The 18,237-nt window shown below is 49.9% G+C and carries 13 protein-coding genes; 5 read left to right on the top strand and 8 right to left on the bottom strand.

Annotated features, from left to right (window positions below):
- A complete protein-coding gene (locus BM257_RS10190; protein ID WP_092072151.1) occupies nt 1-1,593 on the top strand; it encodes an alpha-N-arabinofuranosidase in 1,593 nt (530 codons plus the stop codon).
- A gap of 213 nt (nt 1,594-1,806) precedes the next feature.
- Here the strand turns inward: BM257_RS10190 and BM257_RS10185 are convergent, their stop codons facing one another.
- Together BM257_RS10185 and BM257_RS10180 are read right to left on the bottom strand one after the other, a co-directional pair.
- Nucleotides 1,807-3,801, bottom strand: a complete 1,995-nt coding sequence (locus BM257_RS10185; RefSeq protein WP_092071941.1) for a PP2C family protein-serine/threonine phosphatase — start codon at nt 3,799-3,801, stop codon at nt 1,807-1,809.
- A gap of 35 nt (nt 3,802-3,836) precedes the next feature.
- Complete coding sequence (locus tag BM257_RS10180; RefSeq protein ID WP_092071938.1) at nt 3,837-5,657, bottom strand: glycoside hydrolase family 2 protein; 1,821 nt, start codon at nt 5,655-5,657, stop codon at nt 3,837-3,839.
- A gap of 207 nt (nt 5,658-5,864) precedes the next feature.
- Between BM257_RS10180 and BM257_RS10170 the strand changes: the two genes are divergently transcribed.
- The 3 genes from BM257_RS10170 to BM257_RS10160 all read left to right on the top strand — a co-directional run bounded on the left by BM257_RS10170 (nt 5,865) and on the right by BM257_RS10160 (nt 10,921).
- Nucleotides 5,865-8,339, top strand: coding sequence for a glycoside hydrolase family 2 protein (locus tag BM257_RS10170; protein WP_255405745.1), 2,475 nt, complete (start codon nt 5,865-5,867; stop codon nt 8,337-8,339).
- A gap of 120 nt (nt 8,340-8,459) precedes the next feature.
- On the top strand, nt 8,460-10,475 hold the full coding sequence (locus tag BM257_RS10165; protein ID WP_092071929.1) for a transketolase family protein: 2,016 nt from the start codon (nt 8,460-8,462) through the stop codon (nt 10,473-10,475).
- Nucleotides 10,475-10,921, top strand: a complete 447-nt coding sequence (locus tag BM257_RS10160) for an RpiB/LacA/LacB family sugar-phosphate isomerase (protein WP_092071926.1) — start codon at nt 10,475-10,477, stop codon at nt 10,919-10,921. The genes BM257_RS10165 and BM257_RS10160 overlap by 1 nt, the downstream gene beginning before the upstream one ends.
- 23 nt (nt 10,922-10,944) lie before the next feature.
- Here the strand turns inward: BM257_RS10160 and BM257_RS10155 are convergent, their stop codons facing one another.
- The 6 genes from BM257_RS10155 to BM257_RS10130 are packed head-to-tail and all read right to left on the bottom strand — an operon-like array spanning nt 10,945 to nt 17,040.
- On the bottom strand, nt 10,945-12,525 hold the full coding sequence (locus BM257_RS10155; protein ID WP_092071923.1) for an NAD(P)/FAD-dependent oxidoreductase: 1,581 nt from the start codon (nt 12,523-12,525) through the stop codon (nt 10,945-10,947).
- Nucleotides 12,522-12,914: a YkvA family protein gene (locus BM257_RS10150; protein ID WP_092071920.1), complete on the bottom strand. Its 393-nt coding sequence runs from the start codon at nt 12,912-12,914 to the stop codon at nt 12,522-12,524. The genes BM257_RS10155 and BM257_RS10150 overlap by 4 nt, the downstream gene beginning before the upstream one ends.
- 22 nt (nt 12,915-12,936) lie before the next feature.
- Entirely contained in the window at nt 12,937-14,043 is a 1,107-nt protein-coding gene (locus tag BM257_RS10145) for a DUF4421 domain-containing protein (protein WP_092071917.1), read from the bottom strand.
- Nucleotides 14,044-14,046: 3 nt separating this feature from the next.
- On the bottom strand, nt 14,047-15,024 hold the full coding sequence (locus tag BM257_RS10140; protein WP_092071914.1) for a Gfo/Idh/MocA family protein: 978 nt from the start codon (nt 15,022-15,024) through the stop codon (nt 14,047-14,049).
- 10 nt (nt 15,025-15,034) lie between these two features.
- Nucleotides 15,035-16,093 carry a bifunctional histidinol-phosphatase/imidazoleglycerol-phosphate dehydratase HisB gene (gene hisB / locus BM257_RS10135; protein WP_092071911.1) on the bottom strand — a complete coding sequence of 353 codons (1,059 nt, stop codon included), beginning with the start codon at nt 16,091-16,093 and terminating at the stop codon, nt 15,035-15,037.
- Nucleotides 16,090-17,040, bottom strand: a complete 951-nt coding sequence (locus BM257_RS10130; RefSeq protein WP_092071908.1) for a hypothetical protein — start codon at nt 17,038-17,040, stop codon at nt 16,090-16,092. Before BM257_RS10130 ends, hisB begins: the two co-directional genes overlap by 4 nt.
- A gap of 153 nt (nt 17,041-17,193) precedes the next feature.
- Here BM257_RS10130 and BM257_RS10125 point away from each other — a divergent pair, with 153 nt between their 5' ends.
- Entirely contained in the window at nt 17,194-18,213 is a 1,020-nt protein-coding gene (locus BM257_RS10125) for a sugar kinase (RefSeq protein ID WP_255405743.1), read from the top strand.
- The last annotated feature ends 24 nt before the right edge of the window (nt 18,214-18,237 follow it).

Here is an 18,237-nt window from a genome sequence, read left to right as displayed (position 1 = left end):
ATGAAAAAGTTACTGACAATGATGGTCATTGCCTCTGCGATGACTCTTTCCGCATCAGCGGCTGACGCTGTCAAGGCGACCTTACATGCCGACCAGCCTGGTGCGAAGATCAACCGTGAGATTTACGGACAGTTCTCTGAGCACCTGGGCTCATGTATCTATGGCGGTCTCTGGGTGGGAAAAGACTCCCCTATCCCCAACATCAACGGCTATCGCAAGGATGTCTTCGAGGCATTGAAAGCTTTAAGGATTCCTGTGATGCGATGGCCCGGCGGCTGCTTCGCCGACGACTATCACTGGATGGACGGCATCGGTCCTCAGAGTCAACGTCCCTCTCTGCGTAACAACAACTGGGGTGGTACTATCGAGGATAACTCCTTCGGTACCCATGAGTTCCTGAATCTCTGTGAGATGCTCGGTTGTGAGCCTTACATCAGTGGTAATGTAGGTAGCGGTACCGTCAAGGAGATGGCCCAGTGGGTGGAGTATATGACCAGTGACGGTGATACGCCGATGGCTCGTCTGCGTCGTCAGAACGGACGTGACAAGGCTTGGCACGTGAAGTACTTCGGTATCGGTAACGAGGCATGGGGCTGTGGCGGTAACATGACACCCCAATACTATTCCGACTTATTCCGTAAGTATAACACTTACCTGCGTGACCAGGGGAGTAACAAACTCTACCGCATCGCCTCAGGTGCCAGCGACTATGACTATGACTGGACAAAGGTTCTGATGGAGAATATCGGCAACCGCATGCAGGGTATCAGTCTGCATTACTACACATGCTCTGGCTGGGATGGCTCGAAAGGCTCTGCCATCAATTTCAATACCGACCAGTACTACTGGGCTTTGGGTAAGTGTCTGGAGATTGAGGAAGTCATCAAGAAGCACAAGGCTATCATGAATGAGAAAGACCCAAAGAATACGATAGGACTGCTCGTCGATGAGTGGGGAACATGGTGGGACGAGGAGCCTGGGACAATCTCCGGACACCTCTATCAGCAGAACGCCCTGCGTGACGCTTTCGTCGCTGCCTTGTCGCTCAATGTCTTCCATCGTCATACCGACCGTGTGAAGATGGCGAATATCGCACAGGTCGTCAACGTACTCCAGTCGATGATCCTCACCGACCAGGAAGGTACTGGCCATATGGTACTCACCCCGACCTATCATGTCTTCGAGATGTACACCCCGTTCCAGGAGGCCACCTATCTTCCTATCGACATCGAGAGTGAGATCATACAGGTGAGCAAGGCATATTTCAAGGAGAAGGAAGGTGCCAAGGATGCAGGCTATCGCCCCTGCCCTCTTCTCTCCGCCTCTGCGGCAAAGACGAAGGACGGCAGTGTCGTACTCTCTCTCACCAATGTCAGTCTCGACCAGGATAAGACCATCGAGATCCAGTTGAACGGTATGGAGGCAAAGACGGTCAGCGGTCGTATCCTCACCTCGAAGAACGTTGCCGACTTCAACGACTTCCAGCATCCGGACATCGTGGCTCCAAAGGAGTTCAAGGATGCCAAACTGAAGAAGGGTATCCTTACCCTGAAGGTTCCTGCCAAGAGTATCATTGTACTCTCGCTCAAGTAAAAAAGAGGAAGGAAGTGGTCAAAAAAGGTTTTTAGCGACCGCTACGGATATTTTTGCCACCCGCTACAAATATTTGTAGCGGGCGCTATGAATAAATTGACCGCCCGTCAAAAACTCAAAAGGAGCTACCTTTCTCCCTGTTTCCCAGGCTGTTTACCCCTGTTACAAAGGCACTTTACCCCTGTTACAGATACTTTAGTAAAGTTCAATGTATTATAGGATGTTGAGACAGAGCATCGTCAGGTCGTCGTTAGGCTCTGCTCCCTGACGGAAAAGAGCCACCTGGGCGAACAGATACTCTATCAACTGGCGTGACGTTCCTTCCGGATGACTACGCAGGGCTGACGTCAGGCGGTCCTCGCCGAACTGCTCCTGGAAGGGATTCTCCGCCTCGTTTAATCCGTCGGTATATACAAACAGGCGACAGCCCTTCACGTTCTCACGCTCCTCACCCTCGAAGACGAAGTTCTCCCACAGACCGATAGGCACGTTGGGTTTGACCTCCATCACCTGTCCAGACAGCAGAGGAGGATTGTGACCACAGTTGCAGAACTCCAGACTGCCCGTCCGCAAATTGATTTTACCAATAAACATGGTCACGAACATACCGTTCTCGTTATGATCCGTCAACTCGTCATTGATGCGGGTGGCTATCTCAGCAGGCGCATAGCGACGCTTGGCAAACGCCCTGAACAGTCGCAGCGTCTGTGCCATAAAGAGAGAGGAAGGAACACCCTTGCCGCTGACATCACCCACACAGAAGAACAGATAGCCGTCCTGTATGATGTAGTCGTACAGATCACCTCCCACCTCACGGGCAGGTGTCATCTGAGCGTAAAGGTCTAGTCCATCAAGCTGGGGGAAGTCATTAGGCACCATTGACATCTGGATCTCACGGGCAATGCGCAGCTCCGACTCGATGCGCTCCTTCTGGGCAGACACCAATGCCAGACGGCGGGCAGCCTGACGACGGAAAACGACATACATCACAAGGAAGACGACAGTCAGGGCAAAAGCCACGATGATGGCTATGAGCCGCTGTTTCGTCAGGTCAGCCTCCTGCTGGGCTATCTTCTGCTCCTTCTCCTGAGTCTCGTAGACCACGGCAAGTTTCGCGGCGTCATCACGGTTCTCCAACTCCTGTACTGTGTCCAGCATCGCTATCAGACTGGCGGCAGTATTCAGTGCGGCTTCATGCTGGTGGAGTTGCATCTGTGCCTTGAACTTACGGGCAAGCACCGTGTTCAGATACTCATGGGTGTACTGCGAGTGATTCTCCACATAATATGCTTCCGACAGATCAACACATTGTGCCAGCTCTGCCCACCGACCTGTCTTCTCCAGATAAGAGGCGGAGTATTTCTGACCTGCCGAGCACTTAGCGAAGTTGGTGGCGAGAAACGCCTTATAATGCTGTTCCGCCTCCCGTCGTTGACCGAGAAGGACATACAGTCGGGCTAACGTCATCTCCATCTCGGCGGTACAGTTGTCTTTCACATGGTCAGGGATATCCTCGGCAGTGATGGTCCGCTGATAAATATTCTGCAGTCTGGGCAACCACCGCATGGCGACATCAAGGCTGTCAGTGGCGGCATTGTCGTTAATGGCGGAGACAGCCAGCATGAAGGCTGGATAGAACCATGTGAAGCTCTTGGCATTCTTCAGGAGTTCCTCGTTGCCGAGCCATGCTCGCTCATAGTTCTCATTACCCTCGTGATTGCGGTTCAACTTAAACTGACAACTGCCTATACTCGTCAGGAAGTCAGGAAGATAGAGCTTCGACGCCCTGCTGCTGTCGCTATGTGCTATGCGGACAGCCTCGGTGGCGTACTTCAGCGCCTGCTCGGTATTCCCCACATTAGAGGCGGAATTGATGAGGAGATTATATATAAAATAGGTTATCTCTGTCTTCTCATCCTTCAGACGCTTGTCGTTCAGTGCACGCAGGGCATAGGCTTCCGACTTGCTGGGCTCGTACTGTTCGGAGGCTATCTGCGCCCGGCGGCAGTTTGCCATAACGGATGAGTAGATGCCCTCCCGCTCCAGACTGTCAACTAACGCCATTGCCTGCTCCGGCTGGTCATCCATCATACTGTAAACCACACTCGTCAGACTGTCTATCAGCGCCATGTCCGTGCGACCGGAATGATGGCGAGCGCAGGCACTCAGCAACAACAGTAACATCCCTATATATAAGCAGTGTCTCATCTTTTTGTCTTGTTTCTTCTAATATAAACAGTATCTTACTTTTGCCCTCTTTTCTTCTCATACCAATCCCTCAGGACATAGAAAGCCTTTTTCTTCTCCCCTTGGTCAGAGAAGAGACCCTTACGGTTGTAGTAGTCCTGAATGCCATTGAGGACACGACGGGGCGAACGGAAGTCCTTCAGAATCCAGGGGGTAGTGCCAGCCAGTCCGTCAATCTTCTCCAGCATAGCGATATTCTCACGATAGAGGTTCTCCTGAAACTCCTCCGTCCACCGTTGGTTCTTGGCTCCATGCAGCCCATATTTCGCACCACCACCGAACTCACTGATGATGACAGGTTTGTCGTAAGGTATCTCCCACTCCATCTTCGATGCGTCGTTGACATCCCGATACCAGCCGATATACTCGTTGAAAGAGATGACGTCGACATACTCGTTCATATTGTCCTGTAGGCGGTTCTTATAGTTGGAAGCTGAGGTGACCTCCATCGCCATCGATATCAGACGTGTATTGTCTAATGAGCGTGCCTTCGTGGCAAGCCGGCTGAGGAAAGTGTCACGCTCCGCACTATGAGGTGTCTCATTGGCGATAGACCAGATGATGACATTGGCACGATTCTGATCACGACGGATCATATCCGTCAACTGCCGCTCCGCATTTTGATAGGTCTGCGGATTCGTCCATGCGATGGTCCAGTAGACAGGTATCTCCGACCACACCAACAGTCCCATACGCTCTGCCTCACGGACCGCATACTCATTATGTGGATAATGTGCAAGGCGCACGAAGTTACATCCTAACTCCTTCGCCCATGAGAGTAAGGTATGGGCATCGGCAGTGGAGTTGGCACGTCCGCCGCCATAGGCTTTCTCCTCATGGATACTGATACCACGCAGATAGACAGGTTTGCCGTTGAGTAGTATCTGCTTACCACGTGTCTCTATGGTACGGAAGCCTATCTCGTCACGGATGACCTCATCACCCATCTGGATCTCCACCTTATATAATATAGGGGACTCCGGAGACCATAGTTTGAGTTGGGGACTATGGACTGTGAATTGTGAGCTATGAACTATTCCTTCAGCATTCGTCTTGAAGGTTTTCTTGATTCTCAACTCTGGAATGGAGAGTGTTATTTCCTTGTCAGACTCCTTGTGATTCAGTTGAGCAGAGAAAGACAACTCTTTGGTTTTCAGATTGGTAAGTTGCAAGCTATAGTTCTCAATATATACCGGGTTCACCTCCGCCAACAAGACATCACGGGTGATACCGCCATAGTTCCACCAGTCGAAAATCAAGGTCGGCACATGTGCTGCCCGGCGTTTATTATCCACCTTTACAATGACGACATTATCACCATCTTGCAACAGGTCCGTGACGTCGAAGTTGAAAGGAGTGAAACCACCCTCATGATGACCAGCTAACTGACCATTGACATAGACATACGCTTCGTAGTTGACGGCACCGAAGTAAAGAAGAGTTCTCTTCCCTCCTCTCTGTTCTTTCCTCTCTAACCTAAACTGTTTATAGAACCACACGGTGCCTTCATAGAAGAACAACTGAGAGTCCTGCGTGTTCCAGTCGCCAGGCACCTGCATCACAGGAGCCTTGTCGAAGTCATACTCTATCAGATCCTCTGGACGCTGTGGCTTGGCATTACGGAAGAATCCCCAAGGTGTAGGATTCATCCGATAGTCATAATAGCCTTCCTCCTGAACATCCACGATATAATGCCACGCTCCGTTCAGGGAAGTCACCTGACGAGAGAGGATATTAGCCACTTGAGGTACCTCCTCCGCAACAACCGTTCCACAGGCAAGCAGCCATAGGAAACAGAGGAAAAATCTTCTTCTCATACACGTATTCTTTGTTTATAGCGCATCAAAGGTACGAATAAGTGAGCAAAATACCAAATATATTTGAGGATTTTCGAACGTGGGGCACTTCGAGACGCAGTCTCAAAGATACGAAAAATATTGGTAATTTTGCTAATTATTCCAAAGAAAAGATGAACCATTGGATAATTATGAGTATATTTGTCATTGCTTATTATATCCATCATCATGAAACTATACAGATTATTACTACTGATTGGTACATTAACCATGAGTGACTTCGCTTCTGCACAGACACTCAGACTGACAGAGGGCTGGCAAGTAGAGACCGTCAACGGATGGATACCGGCTCAGGTACCCTCTACCCTGATGGGGGTGCTGACAGCAAATGGTATGGAGCCTGAGGCGCTGACAGCTGCCGACTATGCCCGCATCGACAAGAAACAGTTTGAGAAGAGCTGGCGCTATCGTACAACCTTTCACATACCGTCACTGAAGAAAGACGAGCACGTATTACTGAGCTTTGACGGTATCTGCTATCGCGCCAATGTATGGCTCAACGGAAGACTGATTGCCGACAAACAGGAGATGGCAGGACCGTTTCGCCAGTTTGAGTTTGATATCACCAAGGAGACAGCCAAGGAGAACGAGCTTACTGTGGAGGTGTTCCGCGCCCAGCCTGGGGAGCCCAGTATTGGTTTTGCCGACTGGAACCCGCGTCCTGCCGATGAGAACATGGGCATCTTCCGTGAGGTGAGGGTGAAGGTCTGTGGTAACGTGGCGATATCACATTCCGCCGTCCGCTCAAGAGTAAATACCCAAACCCTTGATGAAGCGTGGCTCACCATTGCCACCGAACTGAGGAATCTCACTGACAAGGAAGTATCCGGCAGTATCCAAGGAACAGCCGACGGACAGCCGTTCAGCTATCCTATCCGTCTCGCCGCTGGTGAGAAGTGTCGTCTCACCATCCCCACGGAGATCCATATAGAACACCCCCGTCTATGGTGGTGCCACCACATGGGAACACCTGAGCTCTGCGACCTGCATCTGGAGTTTGTGGAGAATGACAAGGTGTCTGATGCGGAGGATATCCGTTTCGGAATTCGTGAGATCCGCAGTTATCTGACGGACGAGGGCTATCGCGCCTTCCAGTTGAACGGTAAGGAGGTACTGCTCCGCGGAGCTGGTTGGACTGACGAGATCTATCTACGCGACACCCCTTCCACCAACCGCCTGCAACTGGAGTATGTCCGCGACATGAATATGAATACCGTGCGGCTGGAAGGGTTCTGGGGTAACTCACAGAACCTCTATGACCTCTGTGATGAGTTAGGACTGATGATTCTCGTCGGCTGGAGCTGCCACTGGGAGTGGGAAGACTATCTCGGTTCTCCCACCGAAGAACCTTATGGCGGTATCATCAGCAAAGAGAATATCGCACTCGTCGCCCAGTCGTTTGAGGACCAGGTGATGTGGCTGCGCCGCCATCCCTCCATCATCGCTTGGTTTGTGGGCAGTGACAGGATACCCAAGCCAGAGCTGGAACAGTGTTACCGGCAGTTTCTTAGCAAGGAGGACGACCGTGACTACCTGATATCCGCCAAGGGACAGGTCAGTGAACTGTCTGGTCCGTCAGGCACTAAGATGGAAGGTCCCTATGAGTATGTCGGTCCGTCATACTGGTATCTGCCTGAGGCTCCCGGTGGTGCTTTCGGCTTTAACACAGAGACAGGTATCGGAGCACAGTTGCCTGTGAAGGAGTCCCTCCAGAAGATGCTGGGTGACCAGCTGTTTCCCGTAGACCGGCGTTGGGACATCCTATGCACTGCCTCCTCCTCGGAAATGAACTCCCTGAAGAAACTGAACGAGGTCATCCACTACCGCTTCGGAGATGCCAAAGACATCGACGAGTATCTGTACAGAGCCGACATGCTGAGTGCAGAGAGTACCAAGGCGATGTTCGAGTCCTTCCGTGTGCGCCGCTCCCATACCACTGGTATCATCCAATGGATGTTGAATGGAGCGCGACCAGGGATCTACTGGCAACTCTATGACTATTACAAACAACCCAATGCCGCCTATTACGCCGTCAAAAGAGCCAATGCCCCGCTACAACTGATTTATGATTACCATAGCAAGGCGGTATATGCTGTCAATGAGACCTTATCTCCCGCCCGCCTCCAGGCTTCCATGAGATTATTGAAAGGACAGCGGGCAATACAGGAGAGCCGACAGACAGAGGTGTCTCCTGCTATGGCTGTGAAGGTGTTCGACATCGACCTGACTGGTTCTCCCGCTGCCTTCCTGTTCCTCCAACTGACGGATGACAATGGAACCGTCATTGCCACCAACGACTATTTCCTGCCAGCGGAGGATGACACCTACGACTGGGCTAACACAAACTGGGTACATACGCCCATCACCCGGTATGCCTCCTATGCCATGCTTGACAATATGTGCGACAAGTCTTGCCAGATGACCACCAAAAAAATTGCGGAAGGAGTCTATGAGGCAACCGTCATCAACCGTTCCGACAAAGTAGCCTTCATGACACGCCTGACAGCGAAGAACCCACAGGGAGAACTGCTCTGTCCTGCCTACTGGTCAGACAATTACCTGACACTGGCTCCTGGTGAGACACGTACGGTGACCTGTCGCATCCCTACCGCTCCCAAAGAGGTGCTTTTCTCCTGTTTTTGAGATAAATCTTTCGCTAATTTGCTAAATATTCCAAAGAAAAGGTGATTATATGAAAATAAATGAGTAAATTTGCGGCTACGTTACTCTCTAACGCAATACAATTATAACTATATTTATATTATGAACGACAACAAAGTTATGAACATGGCAGCGGACAATATCCGAATCCTGGCTGCCTCGATGGTTGAGAAAGCAAAGTCTGGTCACCCCGGTGGTGCAATGGGCGGTGCAGATTTCATCAACACCCTTTACAGTGAATTCCTTGTTTATGACCCAGAGCATCCCGAGTGGGAAGGCCGTGACCGTTTCTTCCTTGATCCCGGCCACATGGCTCCTATGCTCTATAGCCAGCTCGCCCTCATTGGCAAGTTTACCTTGGAGGATCTGAAGAACCTTCGTCAGTGGGGTTCAGTGACCCCTGGTCATCCTGAGCGTGAGATTGCCCGTGGTATTGAGAACACCTCCGGTCCGCTCGGACAGGGACACACTTTCGCTGTCGGTGCCGCTATTGCCGCTAAGTTCCTGAAGGCAAAGCTCGGTGAGGAAGTAATGGGTCAGACCATCTATGCCTATATTTCCGACGGTGGTGTCCAGGAGGAGATCTCCCAAGGTGCAGGCCGTATCGCCGGTAACCTCGGACTCGACAACCTCATCATGTTCTATGACGCTAATGATATCCAGCTCAGTACCAAGACAGAGGTCGTTACGACAGAAGACACTGCTAAGAAGTATGAGTCATGGGGCTGGTATGTTCAGAAAATCAACGGTAATGACGTTGACCAGATCCGTGAGGCTATCAAGAACGCTCAGAAGGAGCAGAACCGTCCTTCACTGATTATCGGTCACTGTGTCATGGGTAAGGGTGCCCGTAAGGCTGACAACAGCAGCTACGAGAGCAACTGTGCTACTCATGGTGCTCCTCTCGGTGGCGACGCATACATCAACACCATGAAGAACCTCGGTGCTGATCCTGAGAATCCTTTCCAGATCTTCCCCGAAGTAAAAGAGATGTATGCTAAGCGTGCTGAGGAATTGAAGAAGATTTGTGCTGAGCGTTACGCTAAGAAAGAGGCATGGGCAAAGGCTAATCCTGAGAAGGCACAGCAGTTGAAAGACTGGTTCAGCGGCAAGGCTCCAAAGATTGACTGGAGCAAGGTTGAGCAGAAGGCAGGTGCCGCTACCCGTGGTGCCAGTGCTACTGTCTTGAGTGTATTGGCTGAGCAGGTTCCTAATATGATCTGTGCATCCGCAGACCTCTCTAACTCTGATAAGACTGATGGCTTCCTGAAGAAGACCCACGACATCGTACGTGGTGATTTCAGCGGTGCTTTCTTCCAGGCTGGTGTCGCAGAGTTGACGATGGCATGCTGCTGTATCGGTATGGCACTGCATGGTGGTGTCATCCCTGCATGTGGTACCTTCTTCGTATTCTCCGACTATATGAAGCCTGCCGTACGTATGGCAGCCCTGATGGAGCTTCCCGTGAAGTTCATCTGGACTCACGACGCATTCCGTGTCGGTGAGGATGGTCCTACCCATGAGCCTGTTGAGCAGGAGGCACAGATCCGCCTGATGGAGAAGCTGAAGAACCACCACGGTAAGAACTCCGTCCTCGTTGTACGTCCTGCCGATGCAGAGGAGACCACCGTATGCTGGCGTATGGCAATGGAGAACACCGAGACTCCTACCGCACTTATCTTCTCTCGTCAGAACATCGACATGCTTCCAGCCGGCAATGACTACAGCCAGGCAACAAAGGGTGCTTACGTGGTAGCTGGCTCTGATGCCGACTATGATGTTATCCTGCTTGCTTCTGGTTCTGAGGTATCTACCTTGGAGGCTGGTGCTGATCTGCTCCGCAAGGATGGTATCAAGGTTCGTGTTGTCAGCGTTCCTTCTGAGGGGCTGTTCCGCAGTCAGTCAAAGGAGTATCAGGAGAGTGTATTGCCCGCTGGTAAGAAGAAGTTCGGTATGACAGCTGGTCTGCCCGTGACCTTGGAAGGTCTCGTTGGTGCTGACGGCTGTGTATGGGGTCTGAACAGTTTCGGTTTCTCTGCTCCTTACAAGGTTCTTGACGAGAAACTCGGTTACACTGGACAGAATGTTTATGAACAAGTTAAAAAGTTGCTTGCCTAATGGAGATTAAGACTGTTGGAGTAGCCTGCGACCACGCAGGTTACCCCCTTAAAAAATATGTGCTCCAGTATCTGGAGGAGCATGGTTATCCTTACAAGGATTATGGAACATGGAGTGATGCCTCCGTCGACTATCCCGACTTTGGTCATGCCTTGGCTGAAGGTGTGGAGAGCGGTGAGGTATATCCCGGCATTGGTATCTGCGGCTCTGGCGAGGGTATCGCTATGACGCTGAACAAGCACCAGGGCATCCGTGCCGGATTGGCATGGATTCCTGAGATTGCCCACATGATTCGTCAGCATAACGATGCTAACGTACTGGTGATGCCAGGACGTTTCATTGATAATAAGATGGCGGAGAAAATCATGGATGAGTTCTTCAAGACGACTTTCGAAGGAGGTCGTCATCAGAAGCGTATCGACAAGATGCCAGTTCAACCAAAGTAATAACAAACAGAAAGGAGCGTTAGTCACGCTCCTTTTTTCATATATTCCGCACACATCTCCGCACACCGTTCTCCATCGACACCCGCAGAGACGATACCACCGGCATAGCCAGCACCCTCGCCACACGGGAACAGTCCCTGAATACGGACATGCATCAATGTCTCATTATCTCTGATGATACGCACTGGTGAGGAGGTACGTGTCTCCACTCCAATCATCACGGCATCATTAGTCAGGAAGCCATGAGCGTGTTTCCCGAAATACTTAAAACCCTCTTGCAACCGCTTGGTAATCATCTCAGGCATCCAGAAATGCAGTGGTGACGAGATGAGTCCCGGCGCATAAGAGCTCTTAGGCAGGTCGAAACTCAAACGCTTGTTGACAAAGTCTGCCATACGCTGGGCAGGGGCTGTCTGCTTTCTGTTTCCCTGTTGCCAACAATTCTCTTCCAACTGCTCTTGGAAGGTCATGACCCTCAGTGCATCATGACCATCAATATCCTCAGCGCGTACCTCAACCACCATTCCGCTATTACTCCACTGTCCCCCACGGTTGGAGGGTGACATGCCATTGACGACAATCTGCTGTTTGTCTGTAGCTGCAGGTATCACAAAACCACCTGGGCACATACAGAAAGAGTATACTCCACGACCATCCACCTGCGTGACGAAAGAATACTCAGCTGCTGGCAGGTACTTTCCCCTACCCTGTTTGTTATGATATTGTATCTGGTCTATCAGCATTGACGGGTGTTCCAAACGTACACCGACAGCAATACCTTTTGCCTCTATCTCTATCTTCGCCTCTGCAAGATAGCGATAGACATCACGTGACGAATGTCCTGTGGCGAGGATGACGGGACCTTTGAAAGAAAGGTGAGGGTTAAGAGTGGAGAGTTGAGAGTTCTCTGCCTCTACCCCTACTACGGTATCGTGCTCTATGAGCAGGCGTGTCATCTTTGTCTGGAAATGCACCTCACCACCACAGCGTAAGATTGTGTTACGCATATTCTCTATAACCCTCGGTAACTTGTCCGTACCGATATGCGGATGAGCATCAGAAAGGATATTCGTCGACGCACCGTGCTGACAGAACACATGGAGGATTTTCTCACTATTGCCCCGTTTCTTACTACGGGTATATAGCTTACCGTCCGAATAGGCACCAGCGCCACCCTCTCCGAAGCAATAGTTACTCTCTCCATCCACCTGCTGCGTCTTGGTAATCATCGAGAGGTCTTTCTTACGTTCATGGACATCCTTACCACGCTCCAGGACAACAGGGCGTAACCCCAACTCAATGAGTTTAAGGGCTGCGAAGAGACCACCCGGTCCGGCACCTACCACGATAACCTGAGGACAGTCAGAGACATCGGGATAGTCCGTATGCTGATAGGCGTCATCCTCTGGCATCTCGTTGACATACACCCGTACCTTCAGATTGACGTAGATGGTACGCTGACGGGCATCGATACTCTTCCGAAGGACACGGAGGTGTGTGATAGTACGGACATCAAAACCTTTCTCCTCGGCGAAATAATCCTTCAGCGACTGTTCGTTGGCAGCCACTTGCGGAAGAACCCTAATGTCGTATTCCTGCGTCATTCGCCTTCCTTAAAGAGATCATTGATCTCCTCTATCTCATCCTCGTCGAACCACTTGGAGAGTTTGCCTTTTGCTTTCTCCTGAATCTCAGGATCCACCTCCGTCCATACTTTTTTCAATACATAAAGCAATACGGCGAGGTCGTCTGTCAGTCCTACAATGGGAATGGCATCGGGAAGCACATCCAGTGGACTAATCATATAACCCAGTGCACCAATAATCATCGCCTTGTCCTTCTTGCTGATCTTATCACTCTGCAGCGTATAGTACAGGATCAATGCCGCATACACCAGTTTTGAGCCTGCCCGCCTGGCAATGCGGGAAATCTTCTCAACGAAATCCGACTGAGAAAACTTATTGGCATAACTCATAAAATCAGGTAATTCCATGTCTGTTCTTGATTTTTATTGATTATTCTTTATTTTTCTTCTTTTTATAGGGTCCGCGAGGACCGAAGTTCAACCCCACATAGATACTCAGGTCGCCAAAGATATTATTGGCGGCGAAACGTGACTTACGATAATTGTAGGCACGAACAATGGCACTAGCACCTGCATACCATTTTGTATTGTTCCATACGACACCAAAGCGACCAATACCATCTATATTGAAGTTGCCGAAATCGAATCCCTCGTTTTTCTGAGTGTCGTAATTTCTCTCCGTCTCACCCATTGATGTCTTATAGGCAAGTGCCATCGACAGACTGGCACATAACAGCCAGTTACGGGCAAAGACCCAGTTATAGGCATATCCAACAGAGGCATTGATGTCAGTATACTTGATCCTGTTGAACATCAGACTGCTATCCAGTTTCACATCCTGTCCTAACCGTTCCTTGGCGATGGTCTCCAATCGCTTATAGTCGAACTCGATGTCGTTCTTCAGATATCCGACACCCACCATCCAGGAGCCGCAACTGATTTTCTGACAGGTGCTCTGTGCAAAGGCTGCCGGGTAAGAGAACCGCTTGTGATTGAAGATGTAATAGAAGTTGATACCTGTAATACTCACGTTCAATCCGTCAAAGTCAAGACCCTCCAATGGTTCGGTATTAATACCCTGCCCTAAGTTCACACTCCTGATCTTATAGTCGTCCACAGAACGTCGATAGAAGACATCGGCACAGAAACGTGAACTGTAGATACTACCGTCTATCTCCAATTTACGGGCTCCACTGAAGAAGTGTATGTTACGTAGGTCAACGGTATATCCTAAGAAAATCCAGCGCCATCCGAAATACGGTCCCATACGGATACCTATCGTCGGAGCGAAGGAGATTGACTGGCTGGCACTCCCGGAAGTACTCAGCCGATAATAGTCATAGGTGTTGATAGACTGGAGCATCAATGCCCAGTTGTAATGCTGCGGCTCCACATAATTGGTGTCCACCTCACTGAAACTGTCAATCAGTCGTGAGAACCACCCCTGACGGGGTTTCTCCACACTCAATGAGTCTGTGGCACTCACCCCCAGACATATAAACAGTAATAACAGCAATATGGTTACCGCTCTTCGCATCACTCAGAATTTTCCTAATATACGGTCTAACGCCCAATTGACTGGTGTAGCAGAAACACTCGTACACTCACAAATGCCAAGTCCCTGCAAATGCTCTATCACCTTCTTGATCAGAGGATATTGCACGTATGGAGGATTCGGTACAGAGATACTCTCCATACCGTCACTGGTATGCAACCTGATAGGCTTGTAATCAAATACCGAGAAGCTCACAGATCCTTTCTCACCAATGAGTTCAATATGGTCCTCACGTGCCGACTCATGAGCGACGAAACACCAGGATCCACTACCTGGGAGCCCATTCTCAAACTGGAAGCAGGCACTCACGCTATCCTCTGCCTGATAGAGTCCTCCACGGTTGGCACAGATACCACGTGCCTCAATAATCACCCCAAAAATATCCTGCAGGATATCCAACTGATGAGGTGCCAGGTCATAGAAATAGCCACCACCCGCAATATCAGGTTGTAAGCGCCAGGGCAGTTTCCCGGTCTGGTCCTCTTCACGGGGAGGAACGGCAAAGCGGACATGTACATTGACAACCTTACCTATTTGTCCGCTATTCACGATATCCTTTACTTTCTGAAAATAAGGTAAGTAGCGTCGGTAATACGCCACGAAACAAGGAACCCCCGTTTCCTCACTGACCCGATTGACCCTCGCACAGTCCTCATAGGTTGATGCCAATGGCTTTTCCACATAGACAGGTTTCCCTGCCTTCATTGCCATAATGGCAAAGGTAGCGTGACTAGAGGGAGGTGTTGCCACATAAACAGCATTCACATCGGGGTCGTCAATCAGTTCCTGTGCATCAGTATACCACTTAGGGACACCATGTCTGACAGCATAAGTACGAGCACGCTCCTCCGTCCTGCTCATCACAGCAACGACACTGGAGCCGTCAACCTCCGAGAAGGCGGGTCCGCTTTTAATTTCCGTTACCTCGCCACATCCGATAAATCCCCACTTGATATAGTTCATAGTTCAGTGCTCATAGTAAACCTTTAGTGCTGGGCAGTTCATAATGATAGATATCACGACGCACTGCCATCTTCAGGGAGCGTGCCAATGCCTTGAAGATACCCTCAATCTTATGGTGCTCGTTCTCTCCCTCCGCTTTGATATTCAAGTTCATCTTGGCAGCGTCACTCAGACTCTTAAAGAAATGCAGGAACATCTCCGTGGGCATCTCCCCAATCTTCTCACGATGGAAATCGGCATCCCATACCAGCCAGGGACGCCCCCCGAAATCGAGAGCGACACTACAGAGGCAGTCATCCATCGGCAGACAATAACCATAGCGCTCGATACCTCGTTTGTCACCTAATGCCTTCAAGATACACTCACCCAGTGCAATAGCGGTATCCTCAATGGTATGGTGCTCATCGACCTCCAAATCTCCTTTGGTATGGATGGTAAGATCCATCATACCATGTTTTCCTATCTGCTCCAACATATGGTCGAAGAAGCCCAATCCCGTGGAGATATCACACTTCCCGGTGCCGTCAAGACATACCTTGATATCGATATCCGTCTCCTTGGTAGTACGTCTCACCTCCGCATAACGCTCTCCGGCAAAAAGGGTCTCTGCAACCTTGTCCCAGCTACCTATCTGCAGGAACTTACATCCAATGTTCTCCGCAAATTGACGGTCGGTATCCCGGTCACCAATCACATAACTATTGGCGATATCGTATTCCGGGTCTTTCATGTATTTCTCCACCAGTCCCGTGTTAGGTTTGCGGGTCGGTGCGTTGTCTTCTGGAAAATGCGGGTCTATGAGGATGTCGTCAAACTCCACCCCCTCACCTTTCAATGTCTGAAGGATAAAGTGATGTACGGGCCAGAAGGTTTCTTCCGGAAAGGAGTCCGTACCCAGTCCGTCCTGGTTGCTGACCATCACCAACTCAAAGTCGAGTCGCTGACGGATGAACACGAGATTGCGGATGACACCCTCTACGAATTTCAGTTTCTCAAAAGAGTCTATCTGCTCGTCTGCTGGTTCCTCAATGATGGTACCGTCGCGGTCGATGAATAACAATCTTTTCATATATCTAGCTTATTTTTCTCTTGTTCATAGGTCTCTATCGAACCATACATATAATAGATCATCAGCAGTATCGGCATGCAGAGATAGACCAATACGAAACCTGTCAGGAAATAGGTAATGAACGACAGGCTGTTGATATAGTCGGGCATTCCCTGCGGGTCACCATTCAGGACACCTTCCTGAGAGATCCAGTGTGCTTGTGCCAAGATGATGGCAGGCATACAACAAATACCCGCTAAGACACAGACAATCAGTCCGCCTATCAGACAGGTGGTGAAGATATGTCCCCAATGGCGCAGTCCCGTCGCATAGGAGGAACGAAGCTGGGAGAAATACGACTTTCCCTTGTTCATCATGTATTTCATAAACACATACAGCATCGGGAAATACAATAGTCCCAACAATATGCAAAGCACACCTGCTACCACCATCATCGTCATTGAGGCAGCAGGCATCAATTGATGCAACACAAATATCACGACCATTATCAACAGTACTGGCACCATCACAGTCAGAAACGTGAAGAAATAACCTTTCAGCGTACGTCCCATCATACGACGGGAGATGGCGAACCAACGTTTGGGAACAATCATTGTATTCGTGTCGTGATGCTCCTTCAACTTATTCAGTACCGTCGCTGCCGTCAGAGCTTCCACTACAGCATACAACAATATCAGGAAGAAGGTAATACCTAACGTTGCCAAATACTGCTGGGCGACCTCTGGTGATAACGCGGTTTTCAGCACCAGCTCCTGTCGCATAATCGTCGCCGACAGTGCCGGCAACTGGATGGATAACAACGTCTCCATAGCAGCAAAGACAAGCGCAAAGACTATCGCCGTCAACCATGACGCCTTGAAAAACAGGCGGAAATGAGTAAAATATAAACCGAGTCCCTTGGAGATTACGCCACGATAACTGCGATTTTTAAATAATATATAATCCATTCTTCTTTCTAATTTGGCTACAAAAATACACAAAAAAGACGAAACAGACAAAACCCTTGACAATATTTTGCGTGCCGTTTGGCTATTTAAAAGGTTTTTACTATTTTTGCAGAATCACAGGAAGAATTTAACTGCGAGAAGATGGAGAAAAAGATGAGATTCGTGACAATGGGTGAGATCATGCTACGCATGACACGACCCGACTACCAACGCATCATACAAGGTAATAAGATAGACGGCTTCTATGGAGGCAGTGAGGCGAATGTTGCCGTATCACTCGCAATGATGGGTAATGACGTCCAGTATGTGACACGCCTGCCTGACAATATGCTGGGTGTTGCCTGCAGGAATGAGTTACGCCGCTATCAGGTGGGCACAAGTCATATCCTCTGGGGCGGTTCTCGAGTAGGCAAGTATTTCTACGAGCAGGCAGCATCACTCCGTGGCTCCAGCATCGCCTACGACCGTGACCAATCGTCTATGATGACACTGCAACCCGACATGATTGACTGGAAGGATATTCTGAAGGATGTGGACGTGTTCCATTGGACGGGTATCACCTGTGGACTCTCTGAGGGTGCCAGTGACACGACACTCAACGGACTCAAAGAAGCTCAGCAAAGGGGTATCTGCATCTCCTGCGACATCAACTATCGCAAGAACCTTTGGAAATACGGGAAAGAGGCGCATGACGTGATGCTTCCCGCCCTCAAGGCCTGTCATATCATTTTCGGGGATACGGGGGAATGGAAACTTATTACAGGGATGACACCCCCACCCTTTGATGCCAAAGACACTTCCTATGAGTTAGACATTGACGCTTACAGGAAGTATTTCGAAAAAACACAAGAGCTATTACCCCAAGGCAGGTCTTTTATCATGGGAATCCGTAACGTCCTGTCGGCAAGTCATCATTTGTTGACTGGTGTGCTCTATGCGGATGGCAAGCTCTACCATACCGGTATCGTGGACATCAACCCCGTACTCGACCCGATAGGAGTCGGTGATGCGTATATCGCCGCTTACCTGCACGCCCACTTCCGTTGGCATGGTGAGCATCAGAAACATTTGAACTACGCATTGACTGCCGCAGCGATGAAGAATACTGTATTAGGCGACTTCAACCTGCTGACGGAACAGGAGGTCTTGGACACCATGAAGGAAGTGCTGTAAACATTAAATAATAAAAATGCCGCC

Origin of the sequence: Prevotella sp. tf2-5 (assembly GCF_900115435.1) — a bacterium.
GTDB lineage: Bacteria > Bacteroidota > Bacteroidia > Bacteroidales > Bacteroidaceae > Prevotella.
Note: the sequence above shows the minus strand (reverse complement) of the source record. Positions and strands in the feature narration are given on the sequence as shown.

Excerpts from the sequence above, each read along its gene's own strand:
- BM257_RS10190 (WP_092072151.1), top strand. The coding sequence starts at position 1 with ATGAAAAAGTTACTGACAATGATGGTCATTGCCTCTGCGATGACTCTT.
- BM257_RS10185 (WP_092071941.1), bottom strand. The coding sequence starts at position 3,801 with ATGAGACACTGCTTATATATAGGGATGTTACTGTTGTTGCTGAGTGCC.
- BM257_RS10180 (WP_092071938.1), bottom strand. The coding sequence starts at position 5,657 with ATGAGAAGAAGATTTTTCCTCTGTTTCCTATGGCTGCTTGCCTGTGGA.
- BM257_RS10170 (WP_255405745.1), top strand. The coding sequence starts at position 5,865 with ATGAAACTATACAGATTATTACTACTGATTGGTACATTAACCATGAGT.
- BM257_RS10165 (WP_092071929.1), top strand. The coding sequence starts at position 8,460 with ATGAACGACAACAAAGTTATGAACATGGCAGCGGACAATATCCGAATC.
- BM257_RS10160 (WP_092071926.1), top strand. The coding sequence starts at position 10,475 with ATGGAGATTAAGACTGTTGGAGTAGCCTGCGACCACGCAGGTTACCCC.
- BM257_RS10155 (WP_092071923.1), bottom strand. The coding sequence starts at position 12,525 with ATGACGCAGGAATACGACATTAGGGTTCTTCCGCAAGTGGCTGCCAAC.
- BM257_RS10150 (WP_092071920.1), bottom strand. The coding sequence starts at position 12,914 with ATGGAATTACCTGATTTTATGAGTTATGCCAATAAGTTTTCTCAGTCG.
- BM257_RS10145 (WP_092071917.1), bottom strand. The coding sequence starts at position 14,043 with ATGCGAAGAGCGGTAACCATATTGCTGTTATTACTGTTTATATGTCTG.
- BM257_RS10140 (WP_092071914.1), bottom strand. The coding sequence starts at position 15,024 with ATGAACTATATCAAGTGGGGATTTATCGGATGTGGCGAGGTAACGGAA.
- hisB (WP_092071911.1), bottom strand. The coding sequence starts at position 16,093 with ATGAAAAGATTGTTATTCATCGACCGCGACGGTACCATCATTGAGGAA.
- BM257_RS10130 (WP_092071908.1), bottom strand. The coding sequence starts at position 17,040 with ATGGATTATATATTATTTAAAAATCGCAGTTATCGTGGCGTAATCTCC.
- BM257_RS10125 (WP_255405743.1), top strand. The coding sequence starts at position 17,194 with ATGAGATTCGTGACAATGGGTGAGATCATGCTACGCATGACACGACCC.